Here is a 13,106-nt window from a genome sequence, read left to right as displayed (position 1 = left end):
AAATTTGAAAAATAATGAAGGTTGTTTAAATAATGAAATTCAAGAAAAGCATTCTTGTCATTAGTTTAATAATCTTTTTGCTTAACATTGCGACTGTTGCAGCAAGTGATATTGAAGACGCCATCCAGACTAATGATGGGTCCAATGCCATCTTAACTGGCGAAAGCGATAATGCTCTACAGATTCTCAGTGAAGACATATCAACTGCTGAAGATAATGTTCAATTGAAAGAGCAGACAGATGAAAATGAAATAATCTCATCAGAAGATAGCAATGATATCGATGATGGAAGCTTTACAGCTTTGCAAAAGAAGATTGATGAAGCCGAATGGGGATCTACAATCATTTTGAATAAAGATTATACTTATGATGAAGGATTTAGCAATAGAGGAATCATAATAGATAAAAATTTGACAATCAACGGAAATGGACATACATTAAATGGATTGTCAAAATCAAGAATTTTTTTAATTAGGTTTGGCTTGATACTGAATCATCAAGTAACATTAAACAATATTAAGTTTACTAACGGCTATAGCGATTTGTATGGTGGAGCAATATTCAACTATGCAAATTTAACAGTTAACAAATGTGAATTTACAAACAATTATGCAAAATATGCTGGTGGAGCTATTAGCTCTGTAGGATACATAAACTGCAAGAATTCCAAATTCAATAAGAATACTGCAGGAGGAGACGCAGGAGCTCTTTTCACCTTATCCTTTGAAAATTCAATTGATTTTTATAGAAACATATATAATGAATCAATAGCTATTGGAGATATGGAAATCATACTTCCTATTTTAGTTAATGTTACCATTAAATTTACAAAAGACAATGTAAATAGCTGTGTTTTTACAAATAATGTAGCAAAAGGACGTGGTGGCGGTGCGATTTATGCATTTTCACATATATACATTAAATCAAGCACATTCACCAATAATAAAGCTGGTGAAAAAGGTGGAGCAGTATTTGGAAACAAAGACCTCTACATTACAGACTCTAAATTCACAAACAATAAGGTTTCAAAATATGGAGGAGCCGTTTACTTCAAATGCCACGAACAAAGTGGACAATATGAAGGAAAGGAATGGATCTCTGAAGTCAAAAAATACAAATGCGTGATTAAAACTTCCAAATTTACAAACTGCACTGCAGCTAAAGGTGGTGCAATCTATGCATTTAAATCATCATCTGCAGACAAACATTGCGCAAAAGCAATTAACTGCACATTCACCAACAATAAGGGATCTCCTGGAAGAGACAGTGTAGGTACAAGCAGAATAAATTGCGTATTCAACTATTTGAAATTGACATTATCAAAAGTGACTGTTAAAAAATCTGCTAAAAGACTTATAATCAGTGCAAAACTTACCAAAGGAAAAAGTTTAATCAAAGGCAAAAAGATTATTTTCACATTTAATGGTAAAAGATATACTGCAAAAACCAATAGCAAGGGAATTGCAAGAATTATCATTAGAAGCACTGTCTTGAAAAAGCTTAAAGTTGGTAAGGCAATCAGATACCAAGCTAAATATGGTAAACTAATTGCAAAAAGAACAGTTAAAGTCAGAAAATAAGCAATGATTTTATTTAAATTTTTAATTGATTATGAAGTACTTTCTTCATAATTCTTTTTTTACTTTTTTAAAAAGAGCAATATACTTACTTATTTTATCCTATTTATACTAAATTTTACCTTTTTCATAGCTATTTTATACTATAATTTTATACTCTTTAATTCCTAATATTATACCCTTTTACATACTTATTATAGCATAATTTATAACTCTTTTTATCCCTAATTTTATCCCATATTTTTTTTAACTCTTTTATTCCCAATATTATATCCTATTTTATACTCTCTTTTTATGACTCAATTTATAATTGATTTTATTTAGATCAAAATGAAAAAAAACCAAATAAATCAAATAAAAATAACATAAGATTAAAAATAAAAAAAATCCCAATAAAGATAAAATAAGATTAAAAATAAAAAAATCCCAATAAAGATAAAAATAGATTAAAAATAAAAAAAAATCCCAATAAAGATAAAAATAGATTAAAAATAAAAAAAACAACGAAATCAAATAAGAATAAATTTAGATTAAAAGAAAAAATCCTATAATCTAAATACTAAATAGATTCCAAATACAATAAATAATAACCATTCAACTGGAGATAATTCACGCATTTTCCCTCTTGCAATTGTTCCTATATGATATGTGATGTAACCAAATGCAATACCTAAGGAAATTGAATAGGATAATATCATCATAAGGATTGTTACGAATACAGAAGCTACAATCCTATTTGAATACCATTTAATGTTCTTAATTTGATTGAACATCAATATACCAACCATTACCAATGCAGCAGTGGTGACAGAAGCAGTGAATAATGAAAGAATTGAAGGGGCAATGAATATTGAAAGAATGAATAAAACTCCAATGGTAATTGCAGTAAGACCTGTTCTTCCTCCAAGCCCAATACCTGTTGCACTTTCAACAAAGGCAGTTACAGTACTTGATCCAAAGATAGCTCCAATAATTCCGCCAATTGCATCACTTAAGAATGCTTTGTTAATTCCTTCTGTTGTTCCATCTTCCCTTACATATCCACACTCCTTTGCAAGAGGAATCAATGTACCTGTTGTATCAAAGAACGTTACAAACAACATGGAGAATAAAATCATTAGCAAAGATGGAATGTTATTAAGCAATTCTCCAAATCCATGTAGGAATCCTCCAAATAGGCTGAAATTCATATTAAATGACACCCATTGTGAAGGAATAGATGGCATTGCCACATTTGGATCAGTAAAACCCATTGAAGTGAAGATAACTCCTAAAATTGCAGTACTTACTAATCCAAAAAATACTGCAGCAGGAATTCTTTGCAAATAAAGGACTAATGTGAAAACTATTCCAAATATTGCAAGCACTACATGTGGTGATGTCAAATTCCCTAATGAAACAATTGTTAATAGGTTGGATACAACAATACCTGCATTTGCTAAACCTAAAAATGCCAAAAAGAATCCTATACCACACCCTATAGCCTGTTTCAAATCTTCATTGATTGCATTTAAAATCACTTCCCTGAATCCTGCTATAGTTATTATTAAAAATATTACGCTTGATAAAAATACTGCAGCAAGAGCAGCTTGCCAAGATAATCCCATTTCCATAACGACAGTATATGTGAACAATGCATTCAATCCCATACCTGCTGAAAGCCCAATAGGATAATTGGAAACCAAACCCATTACAATACATGCAATACCTGATGAAAGTGCAGTTGCAAAGAATACAGCATTTACAGGCATTCCCTCTGCTGATAAGATTGTAGGATTCACTCCTAAAATATAAGCCATAGCAAGAAATGTGGTTATCCCAGCGATAATTTCTCTTTTAACATTAGTTCCCTTCTCATCTAGCTTAAAAAATCTATTTAACATAAAACCTCCAAGATATATATTAGTTTTATTCTTGTTTTTATTTAAACATTAACACTTAAAAGTTAATTGGTAAAAATTAGTCTAATCAATAGATGGATTTTTAATTAAGCCTTTCTTAATCATGGAATCAAAGATTTGCTGAAACAAAAAAAGAGAAAAGAAAGATGATAATTGAAAAATAAAGAAAAAAACAAAAAAATAGAGAAAAAAAGAATAAAAAAAGTTTAATTACTTAATTAAACTCTTTAGCTAAATCAGAGATTATTTTTAACTTTTCCATAGCAATTGGAATATCCACTTTTCTTAATCCGCAATCTGGATCAAGAAGCATATTTTCCTTGCCTACTGCTGCAATTCCTCTTTCAACTAAGGCTTTAACCTCTTCTTTGTCATCAACAGCATTAACTGCAGAATCAATGCAACCGAATCCTACCTTTTTGCCTTTAAGCAAATCAGCATTTTCTTCTAAAATGCCAATGTTTACATTGTTTCCTGCAAATTCACAGTCTAAAATATCAATTGGAAAATTGGCAATCTCCTTAAAGCACCCATCAAGATTTCCACATACATGCATAGCCATAGGCATTTCAATTCCATCTGTCAGTATGCCAATGGATTCCTTAGCTACTTTCAAGTCAACCATACCCGTAGATAAGAATGGATCATCGATTTGAACATATTTGGCTCCAGCTTTTTCAGCAGATTCCACTTCACGTCTCAATGCATGAGCACAATCAATTATTGCAGGATTTCTCTCCTTATAAAATGATTCAACCCTTGAAGAGTGAACGATAGTGGAAGGGCCTGTAAGCATTAACTTTACGCCTTTGCGACTTGCTTCCTCTTTAGACATGTTTCTAGCCTTGATTTCATTTTCAAGAACCTTTTGAGCATATTTCAAGTCCTTAATCATTATATCCACTTGAGGAGCCCTTATCTTAGATACTATGACTGAAGAGTTCATTTCATATGAGAATCCTGGAATATGCTTTACAAAGGAACCGACCATATCTCCTCTTGGCTGACCGTCTCCAATAATGTCTATTCCACAGTCCAATTGCAATTTGACTGCTTCTTCAATAGCTATCTTATATGGGTCATACATGCCAATAGCAGATTTCAATTTTTCTCCAAAGGTGTTTGGTTCCTTTAAATCAATCCCAAAACTACCTACAACAGTTGTAATCAAAAAATCACCAAAAATTTATGTTTTCAATTTTAGAACTATGCTAAAATTCATGTTTTCAAATTTAGAATTATGCTAAACTTCATATTTTTAATTTTAAAATTATTCTATAAACTTATATTTTAATTTTAGACTTATTCTTCACCAATATCCATTTCCCTAACGCTTTGAATCTCTTCAAGACTAATTGGAATCTTAATAGCTGCAGTTCCATGGCAAGGTTTGGTATAAGTAATCAATATGGCACCTTCATCTTCGTTGATTCCTACAGGTATAGGTGGAAGTCCAATCAATCTTGCTCCCAATACCTTATCACCAGGATTTACATGAATAAGCTCTTTGGAGTTTTCTTCAATAAGCTTGTAACATTGTTTAACTCCAGAACGTTGTACAAGTATTTCATAATCATCATTTTGTTGCAAATAAGTTTCTAAACAGAAAGACATCTAATCACCATCATTAAAAAATAAACATAATAATTATTCTTCTAAAGTTTTTAAATATTTATCAAATCTAACCTTAATTGGATTTGGATTATGGAAAGCTCTTACAGCAATGATATCTGCATCAGTAGAGGATTCAACCATATCAGCAAATTCAGCCACTTCTTCCGCTTCTCTTGAAAATACAATAGCTAATGCCTTACATTTTAAAATATGATAATAGGTTATAAAGAATGTAGCTGCCGCATCCTTGTGAACACAGCCTACCAATAAATCATAATCCCCTTCTTCAAGTTCATCCAAACACTTTTCAATATCTACCCTCTTTTTAACATAAACACCTTCAGGATCTGAAATATCCAATATCTTTCCTGCTGCAGGATTGCTTGATACAGTAACATCATAGCCCATTTGACCTAACTTATATGAGGTATACAATCCTATAGGAGTTTGTGAAGGAGCCTCAGGACATCCAAGTAAAACTAATGCTTTCATTTTATCACATCTGTAATTTTTAAATAGAACTATCTATTATTATATAACTATCACTTTATATTTATGTTAATAGTCATAAATAAAATTAATCTAAATTTAATCTTAAATTAAATAAACATTTCTTAAATAATTACAAATAAATCAAAAATAAAATAATTTATTATTCAATAAAAGCAAAATAATATTATATAATTTAATCAAAGGTAAAACAATGAAAATAGGATTAATATCAGATACTCATATAACTGAAAAAAAAGGTCAATTGCCTCAAAAAGCATTAGACTCATTTCAAAATGTTGATTTAATACTTCATGCAGGAGACATCACTACAAAAGAGGTATTAAACTCTTTAAATTCAATAGCTCCTACAATAGCTGTTGAAGGAAATAACGATAGAAATAAGGAAACACTTGATTTAAATGCAACAGAGACATTGGAAGTAGCTGACTTAAAAATAGTTATGGTTCATGGAGATAAGCTTCCCAGCTCAAAGATAGATGAATTGAAAATACTCTTGACCCATGTTGAGCTTCCTGAAGGAAAAGCCAAGAAATATTATTCATTTGCACAGGAAAACAATGCAGACATTCTAATAACAGGACACACTCACAAGCCACATTTTGAAAAAATAGAAAATACCATTCTAATCAACCCAGGAAGTTCCAATAGGCCAATAAAAAGTGATGCATCAATTGCAATATTGATTATAGATGAAGATGGAGAGTATGAAAACAAATTAGATAAGGTTAATGTGGAATTCATAAAAATAGAAAAATAAGAATAATAATTGAAAAAATAAAATAAAAATATTTTATCCAAGGTTCCATGAATAGAAGTTCGTGAATCTTGGATTAATCATCACCATTATCAGAACTATATACAAAACCAGGTGCAAAAGGATCCAATGGATTGGTTTCTACCCAATAGCCACAGTTCCAACAGCGACCATCACTATCTAATGGATAACCGCAAATAGGACAAATAAGCATAATTATCACCTAAACTCCTTCAAGGCAAGTATTCGTCATTGAAATCATCATAGTCATAATCATCGGGACTGCCAAAATGAGCCATATAGCCGCAAACCCAACAATTTCCTTCGTCATCTAATTCGCTTCCACAAGAGGGACATAAACCATACATAAAATTCCCCCTATTAAATTAAATTAAATATTTTATTTAATAATTATAATGATTATAGTTACATTTAAAGTTTTCTATATTAATCTAAATCACTATAATTAAACCATTAAAATATTAATTGCTTATTCTAAAAATTATAGTCAATACATTCTAACAGAATAAATCCCATCCCTATAAAATACATGATTATAATCAATACTTTCTAACGGAATAGATTTCATCTCTATAAAATACATGATTATAATCAAGTTCATCCTCTAGATTCACCAATTTATAGGGCATGTCTCCCCTTTGATAAATCAATAAATCAGTGGCACTGAAATCACTCAATTCATATATGACCGAATCAATTATTTCCTTTTCCTCTTTAGTGAAGTTGAATAAGGGAATCTGTCTAATGTAATACCTTTTTATCCAATAATAGTAGTAGACTTCCTGCTATAATAAAGATTATGTGACCTTATCAAATGATTCATCGTCTCATTGAAATGCTTGGGAACAACACCTATTCTTGATTTTGAATAAAGCTCATTTGTTAAGGATTCCCCATACAATTCATAATAATTGAAGTCTATAAAATAAAGCAGAACGGAAATAACTGTTTTTCCGAGATTTTCCTTATGTGTACAGCGTGAAATGATGTATAGTATAACTTTGATATATTTTTCTCTTTTAAAATCCATATTAAACACCAATCATCAATTTATTAATCAAATAAACCAAATCTAATGATTCAAATTTAATATTGTAAATTAAAAAAGAGTAACCATATGAACACTAAACTATTAGTTTCAACTTGCTATTAAAAGAAAAGAAAGAGCATTTGAAAAATAATGAAAACAATTAATAAAGATTTATATATAATAAAATCTAAAGGTACCTATAGAAAAAATTTAAAGGTACCTTTAGGAAATAAAAAAATAATATATTTTAATCAAACTTTTCATAAAAGTTTGCCTTTAGGAAATAAAAAAATGATATATTTTGATCAAACTTTTCATAAAAGTTTGCCTTTAGGAAATAAAAAAATGATACATTTTGATCAAACTTTTCATAAAAGTTTGCCTTTAGGAAATAAAAAAATGATACATTTTGATCAAACTTTTCATAAAAGTTTGCCTTTAGAAAATTAAAAAATAGGTACATTTGAAAAAAAATTAAAGTGGAAAAGTCATGAATCTAAGTAAAACACTAAAAACCATAAGGAAATTAATTAGTCCACTCAAAAAGAGCATAATTCCACTTTTTCTTATTTTCCTATTCCTGCTTGTAGATGTTTACTGTAACCTAACACTGCCAACATACACTGCAAACATTGTAGATATTGGAATAAAAAACACCGATTTTGATTACATAATAAATGTTGGCGCTATGATGATGGCAATGGTTTTAATAGGAATGTTATCCACAATAGCCCTTTCCTATTTCTCCAGTAAAGTATCAGCAGCATACGGAAGGGATTTAAGAAAAATAAGTTATGAGAAGATCTTAAAATTCTCAAATTTTGAATTGAATAAAATATCAAGAGCATCACTTATAACCCGTAATACAAACGATGTATACCAAATACAGATATTTTTAGGATTGTTTTTTACTACAATCCTATTTGCACCTATATTAGGTATAGGAAGCATAATCAAATCAATGAAACTTGGAACCAATCTTTTATGGATCATTGCAGTGACATTTGCTGCAACATTCATACCTCTTTTTATAATATTCATAAAGATGACTCCATACTTCGATGTAATGCAAAAATTAACAGATAAGATCAACCAAATATCAAGGGAGATACTAATGGGAATGCCTGTTATTAAAGCATTCGTAAGGCAGGATTATGAAGAGGAAAGATTTGAAGAAGCCAATGCAAAATTTAAAGATGTAAACCTGCGTGTTTTTAAAATTCTCTTAATCATGTTACCTGTAATGAACTTGATATTAAACTTAATGATAGTCCTTATCCTATACTTTGGAGCATATGATGCAATTAATGGAGAAATATTAACTGGAACAATCATTGCATTTATCCAATATGCTACACAGATTGTAATGTCTTTTCTAATGCTTGGCGGATTTTTAATTATGATTCCAAGAGTTTTAGTATCTGGAAGAAGAGTGGCAGAAGTTGTAAATACTGAAATAACAATCCGCGATGGACCAATTGATAAAATAGATGACAATCCCACTATTGAATTTAAAAATGTATCCTACAAGTATCCTGGAAGTGAAAATGAAATCATAAAGAATATTAATTTTAAATTGGAAAAGGGAAAGACCACCGCCATAATTGGAGGTACTGGAAGCGGAAAATCAACAATCTTAAACCTAATCCCACGTCTTCAAGATGTGACAGGTGGGGAAATACTGCTTAATGGCAAAAACATAAAGGATTATAAGTTAAGCACATTAAGGGAGAGAATTTCCTACACTCCTCAAAAAGCCATTCTTTTCCAAGGTACAATAAGGTCCAATATGCAAATCGGAAAAGCTGATGCAAGTGACGATGAAATTGAAAAAGCATTAAAAATGGCAGAAGTTGACTTTATAGAAAGCTTAGATGATGAAGTTAGCCAAGGAGCAGTGAATTTCTCAGGTGGGCAAAAGCAACGTCTTCAGCTAGCAAGATCAATAATCGGCAAACGTGACTTTTATCTATTTGATGATGTCTTTTTAGCACTGGACATGAACACTGAAGCAAAAGTGAAAGAGAATATAAGAGACTTGAAGGAAAATGCATCAATACTCATTATCTCCCAAAGAATTTCAACAATTATGGATGCAGATGAAATAATTGTAATTGACGAGGGAGAGATAGTCGACAAAGGCCGTCATGACTACTTGAGAGAAAACTGTGACATTTACAGAGAAATCGTATCTTCCCAAATAGAACGTTCCAGAGATTTGTTGTATGAAGAGGAGGAATCCAATTTCATCATAGATACACATTCTCTAAAAAACCCAACAGGAGGGAAATAAATGGCAAGAAAACCAAGACGATTACCTCCTGAAAAACCTGCAGATACAAGGCAATCCATTAGAAACATATTTGGATTATTGGCAGACTATAAGCTAAAGCTAAGTTTGACAGTCATTTGTGGAATCTTAACAACTGTATTTTCAGTGATAAGCCCTCTCTTGATTGGACTTGCAACAACTGCAATATTTGAAGGTATAAACTCTGGAAATATGAATTTAGAATATATTATCAATCTCCTTATACTCTGTGTCATCCTATATGTCATAAGTGCAATTTTCTCATATCTTCAAAGCTATTCCCTACTGCAGATAACAACAGATATAAGCTACAATCTAAGAAAGGACTTGATTGAAAAGGTCACCCACTTGTCAATGGGAGGTTTGGACAGCAATACAAGAGGAGACATACTATCAAGAATTACAAACGATGTAGACTCTCTTCAAACAGGTCTGGTTCAAACATTCAACCAATTATTAACAGGTGTTGTGACAATAATTGGAGTTACCATCATGATGCTAAGCATCAATTTGTGGCTAACCATTACAACAGTGATATTGATTCCAGTTGCATTTTTAATTATCGCTAAAGTAACCAAATTTTCACAAGATTACTATTTGAAACAATTGGAATACAGAGGCCGTTTAAATGGACAAATTGAAGAATCATTTACAGGCCATGAGATAATACGTTCATTTAACCAAGAAGAGGAATCTATGGAAATCTTTAAAGAGGATAATGAAAATTGGTATGAACAGGAATGGAAATCCAAGTTCTTTTCAAGCATATCCACACCTTTAATACGCTTCATTTCAAATTTCCAATATGTAATCATATCAGTTCTTGGAGCAGTCTTTGTGCTTCAAAATGCAATAGCTGTTGGAGACATATTGGCATTCATCCAATATGCTAAAAACTTCACAACCCCTATTGAACAAATAACAAGAATAATGAATATGGTGCAAACTGCAATGGCAGCAAGCGAACGTATCTTTAGATTTTTAGAAGTGGATGTTGAGGAAAACCCTTCAAAAGAACAGATAAATGAAATAAATGAAGGAATAATTTTTGAAAACGTCAATTTTGGTTACAATGAAGATGAAATGGTAATTAAGGATTTATCATTTACCGTTAAAAAAGGAGAGAAAATAGCTATTGTAGGAGAGACTGGAGCAGGAAAAACAACCATTGTAAAATTGCTTATGAGATTCTATGACCTTAACAGCGGTGCAATCAAGATTGATGGTGTCAACATCACCAATTACGACAAGCATAGCTTAAGGTCTCTTGTGGGAATGGTGCTTCAAGACACTTGGCTCTTTAATGATACAATATGCAATAACATCCGTTATGGAAAATTGGATGCAAGTGATGAAGAGGTATTGAACGCTTCAAAAGAGGCAAATGCAGACCATTTCATTAGACAAATTCCAGAAGGATATCAAAAAGAGCTGAATGAAGATGTGGACAACATTTCCCATGGTCAAAAGCAGCTTTTAACCATTGCAAGAACAATTCTTTCAAACAAGCAGATTCTGGTTTTGGATGAGGCAACATCTTCAGTTGATACAAGAACTGAAAAGCTAATTCAGAAATCCATGGACCAATTGATGGAAGATAGAACCAGCTTCATTATAGCTCACAGATTATCAACTGTCAGAGATGCTGACAAGATTATTGTAATTGATGACGGCCACATCATAGAGCAAGGAACACATGAAGAGCTAATGGAACAAAAAGGATATTACTACAATACCCTAAACACTCAAAAAGGGAGAGTTTCATATGACTGAGAAAAAAGAATATGGCATTTATGAAACTCATGGAAGCAATGGAATTGACAATCAATTGCTATTCCATAAATTCCATATGATCAATGAGATTATGGATAAAATGAATAAAAAGAAAAATCCTGCAATGAAGAGTGTTACAAAGGGACAAGGCAGATTGATTGCAATCTTAAAAATGAAAGACAAGATATCCACTAAAGCCCTATCTGAAATACTGAATATCAGTGCCAGCTCCCTTAATAAAACCTTGAATAAATTGGAACAGCAGGGATTTGTTAGGAAAGTTCCATCTGCAGAGGATAAAAGAATTTTGCTAATTGAATTAACGGAGAAAGGAAGAAATCTGGAACTGAAAAACTATGATGACATTGATATCTTTGACTCCTTAAGTGAAGAAGAGAAGGAAAATTTAAATGAATATTTGAATATTTTAATAAAATCCATTCACAAAAAATTCAAAGAGGAAAATCCTGAAAGATATGAGAGGATAGTTAAAAACAGAAAAGAAATGTATGAAAAATACTTTAAAGATGAAAAACACTATGAAGCATGGTCAAAATTAATCAATTGATTAATTGTAATGAAAAACAGCTAAAAAAAAAAAGAAAAAAGGAATAATTAAGAGAATGCTCTTAATTATAATTTCTTTTTATCTATTGAAGTACAAATCCACCGTTAGGTGAAATAACTTGTCCAGTTAAGTAGCCTGCAGTCAAGATGTATTCAAGTGCACCAGCGATTTCTTCCACTTCACCAATGTGGCCGAGTGGGATGGTTGCTGCAAGAGCATTTAATTCATCTTGGTTTACACCACGTAACATGTCAGTCATGATCATACCAGGAGCAATTGCATTTACACGTACTTTTCTAGGTGCAAATTCCAATGCTAATGCACGGCATAAACCGATTACACCAGTTTTAGCAGCACAGTAGTCAGCTTGGTTGATTACACCGGTTAATCCACCTACAGATGCAGTGCATACAATAGCTGAATCGTGGTCAACCATATATGGTAATGCTAAGTGACACATGTGCATCATACTTACAAGGTTTGTGTTGATTACAGCTTCGTATTGTTCAGGTTGTAAGTCAATGAAGTTACAGTTGTTTGTAATACCTGCGTTGTTTACGAGAGCATCAATTTCTTCACCAAATGCTTCTACAGCAGCTTCTACTAATTTTTTACAGTCTTCGAATTTACTTACATCTGCTTGTACAGCAATAGCTTTTACACCATATTCAGATTTGATTTCTTCAACTAAGTCTTCGGTTAATTGTTTAGATGAGTCACTGCGATAGTTAATAGCCACATTGTAACCTAATTCACCTAATTTTAAAGCCATTGCTTTACCAATTCCTCTGGATCCACCAGTAATAATTGCATTTGCCATTTTTTTCACCTCGATAATTTAAATAAAATTTTAATCAATTAAGTTAATTATTAAAACTTTACAATCTATAGTATAATTTAGGCATACTTAAATTTTTCTAAATCTTTCAAAGTAATACTCAAACTATTAAAAAAATAACAAAAATAGCGAAATAAACTAAAAATCATATGTCAAAGAGAGAAGATTTATAAAAAAAACTAAAAAAATAGAAAAATGAATAAAAT

General features: G+C 31.3%; 15 protein-coding genes. 6 read left to right on the top strand and 9 right to left on the bottom strand.

From position 1 onward, the window contains the following. Positions 1-32 precede the first annotated feature (32 nt). Positions 33-1,580: a hypothetical protein gene (locus tag QZV12_RS02605; protein ID WP_295616754.1), complete on the top strand. Its 1,548-nt coding sequence runs from the start codon at positions 33-35 to the stop codon at positions 1,578-1,580. 542 nt (positions 1,581-2,122) lie between these two features. Here QZV12_RS02605 and QZV12_RS02600 read toward each other — a convergent pair. The 4 genes from QZV12_RS02600 to QZV12_RS02585 all read right to left on the bottom strand — a co-directional run bounded on the left by QZV12_RS02600 (position 2,123) and on the right by QZV12_RS02585 (position 5,584). Beyond that, a complete protein-coding gene (locus QZV12_RS02600; RefSeq protein WP_295616751.1) occupies positions 2,123-3,460 on the bottom strand; it encodes an NCS2 family permease in 1,338 nt (445 codons plus the stop codon). Positions 3,461-3,692: 232 nt separating this feature from the next. After that, positions 3,693-4,649: a methionine synthase gene (locus QZV12_RS02595; RefSeq protein WP_295616748.1), complete on the bottom strand. Its 957-nt coding sequence runs from the start codon at positions 4,647-4,649 to the stop codon at positions 3,693-3,695. A 131-nt stretch (positions 4,650-4,780) separates the two neighbouring features. After that, positions 4,781-5,092, bottom strand: a complete 312-nt coding sequence (locus QZV12_RS02590; protein ID WP_295616745.1) for a DUF1894 domain-containing protein — start codon at positions 5,090-5,092, stop codon at positions 4,781-4,783. Positions 5,093-5,125: 33 nt separating this feature from the next. After that, the gene (locus tag QZV12_RS02585; protein WP_295616742.1) at positions 5,126-5,584 is read right to left on the bottom strand and encodes a DUF1890 domain-containing protein; all 459 of its coding nucleotides are present in this window, start codon (positions 5,582-5,584) and stop codon (positions 5,126-5,128) included. A 211-nt stretch (positions 5,585-5,795) separates the two neighbouring features. On the opposite strand from QZV12_RS02585, the gene QZV12_RS02580 reads away from it, so the two are divergent. Further along, positions 5,796-6,362 carry a metallophosphoesterase gene (locus QZV12_RS02580; protein WP_295616739.1) on the top strand — a complete coding sequence of 189 codons (567 nt, stop codon included), beginning with the start codon at positions 5,796-5,798 and terminating at the stop codon, positions 6,360-6,362. Between the two features lie 73 nt (positions 6,363-6,435). On the opposite strand, the gene QZV12_RS02575 is transcribed toward QZV12_RS02580, so the two are convergent. The 4 genes from QZV12_RS02575 to QZV12_RS02560 form a co-directional block, all read right to left on the bottom strand. Beyond that, positions 6,436-6,573, bottom strand: coding sequence for a hypothetical protein (locus QZV12_RS02575; protein WP_295616736.1), 138 nt, complete (start codon positions 6,571-6,573; stop codon positions 6,436-6,438). 19 nt (positions 6,574-6,592) lie between these two features. Beyond that, positions 6,593-6,727: a hypothetical protein gene (locus tag QZV12_RS02570; RefSeq protein ID WP_295616733.1), complete on the bottom strand. Its 135-nt coding sequence runs from the start codon at positions 6,725-6,727 to the stop codon at positions 6,593-6,595. Positions 6,728-6,919: 192 nt separating this feature from the next. Beyond that, positions 6,920-7,057 (bottom strand): hypothetical protein, encoded by a 138-nt coding sequence (locus tag QZV12_RS02565; RefSeq protein WP_295616730.1) that lies wholly within the window; start codon positions 7,055-7,057, stop codon positions 6,920-6,922. An 80-nt stretch (positions 7,058-7,137) separates the two neighbouring features. Continuing rightward, complete coding sequence (locus QZV12_RS02560; RefSeq protein ID WP_295616728.1) at positions 7,138-7,410, bottom strand: hypothetical protein; 273 nt, start codon at positions 7,408-7,410, stop codon at positions 7,138-7,140. 150 nt (positions 7,411-7,560) lie between these two features. On the opposite strand from QZV12_RS02560, the gene QZV12_RS02555 reads away from it, so the two are divergent. From QZV12_RS02555 to QZV12_RS02540, 4 genes are read left to right on the top strand one after another with little or no spacing between them, the layout of a single operon-like run. Further along, entirely contained in the window at positions 7,561-7,860 is a 300-nt protein-coding gene (locus tag QZV12_RS02555; protein WP_295616725.1) for a hypothetical protein, read from the top strand. A gap of 40 nt (positions 7,861-7,900) precedes the next feature. Continuing rightward, a complete protein-coding gene (locus tag QZV12_RS02550; protein WP_295616722.1) occupies positions 7,901-9,703 on the top strand; it encodes an ABC transporter ATP-binding protein in 1,803 nt (600 codons plus the stop codon). Further along, positions 9,704-11,494, top strand: a complete 1,791-nt coding sequence (locus QZV12_RS02545) for an ABC transporter ATP-binding protein (protein ID WP_295616719.1) — start codon at positions 9,704-9,706, stop codon at positions 11,492-11,494. Further along, complete coding sequence (locus QZV12_RS02540) at positions 11,487-12,062, top strand: MarR family winged helix-turn-helix transcriptional regulator (protein WP_295616717.1); 576 nt, start codon at positions 11,487-11,489, stop codon at positions 12,060-12,062. Before QZV12_RS02545 ends, QZV12_RS02540 begins: the two co-directional genes overlap by 8 nt. Positions 12,063-12,144: 82 nt before the next feature. Here QZV12_RS02540 and QZV12_RS02535 read toward each other — a convergent pair whose 3' ends face one another. Beyond that, positions 12,145-12,882: an SDR family NAD(P)-dependent oxidoreductase gene (locus QZV12_RS02535; protein WP_295616715.1), complete on the bottom strand. Its 738-nt coding sequence runs from the start codon at positions 12,880-12,882 to the stop codon at positions 12,145-12,147. Positions 12,883-13,106 lie beyond the last annotated feature (224 nt).

The organism is uncultured Methanobrevibacter sp., assembly GCF_902769175.1.
In the GTDB taxonomy this organism is placed as follows: Archaea; Methanobacteriota; Methanobacteria; order Methanobacteriales; family Methanobacteriaceae; genus Methanobrevibacter.
Note: the sequence above shows the minus strand (reverse complement) of the source record. Positions and strands in the feature narration are given on the sequence as shown.

Excerpts from the sequence above, each read along its gene's own strand:
- QZV12_RS02535 (WP_295616715.1), bottom strand. The coding sequence starts at position 12,882 with ATGGCAAATGCAATTATTACTGGTGGATCCAGAGGAATTGGTAAAGCA.
- QZV12_RS02575 (WP_295616736.1), bottom strand. The coding sequence starts at position 6,573 with ATGCTTATTTGTCCTATTTGCGGTTATCCATTAGATAGTGATGGTCGC.
- QZV12_RS02555 (WP_295616725.1), top strand. The coding sequence starts at position 7,561 with ATGAAAACAATTAATAAAGATTTATATATAATAAAATCTAAAGGTACC.
- QZV12_RS02560 (WP_295616728.1), bottom strand. The coding sequence starts at position 7,410 with ATGGATTTTAAAAGAGAAAAATATATCAAAGTTATACTATACATCATT.
- QZV12_RS02540 (WP_295616717.1), top strand. The coding sequence starts at position 11,487 with ATGACTGAGAAAAAAGAATATGGCATTTATGAAACTCATGGAAGCAAT.
- QZV12_RS02600 (WP_295616751.1), bottom strand. The coding sequence starts at position 3,460 with ATGTTAAATAGATTTTTTAAGCTAGATGAGAAGGGAACTAATGTTAAA.
- QZV12_RS02570 (WP_295616733.1), bottom strand. The coding sequence starts at position 6,727 with ATGTATGGTTTATGTCCCTCTTGTGGAAGCGAATTAGATGACGAAGGA.
- QZV12_RS02590 (WP_295616745.1), bottom strand. The coding sequence starts at position 5,092 with ATGTCTTTCTGTTTAGAAACTTATTTGCAACAAAATGATGATTATGAA.
- QZV12_RS02585 (WP_295616742.1), bottom strand. The coding sequence starts at position 5,584 with ATGAAAGCATTAGTTTTACTTGGATGTCCTGAGGCTCCTTCACAAACT.
- QZV12_RS02550 (WP_295616722.1), top strand. The coding sequence starts at position 7,901 with ATGAATCTAAGTAAAACACTAAAAACCATAAGGAAATTAATTAGTCCA.
- QZV12_RS02545 (WP_295616719.1), top strand. The coding sequence starts at position 9,704 with ATGGCAAGAAAACCAAGACGATTACCTCCTGAAAAACCTGCAGATACA.
- QZV12_RS02605 (WP_295616754.1), top strand. The coding sequence starts at position 33 with ATGAAATTCAAGAAAAGCATTCTTGTCATTAGTTTAATAATCTTTTTG.
- QZV12_RS02580 (WP_295616739.1), top strand. The coding sequence starts at position 5,796 with ATGAAAATAGGATTAATATCAGATACTCATATAACTGAAAAAAAAGGT.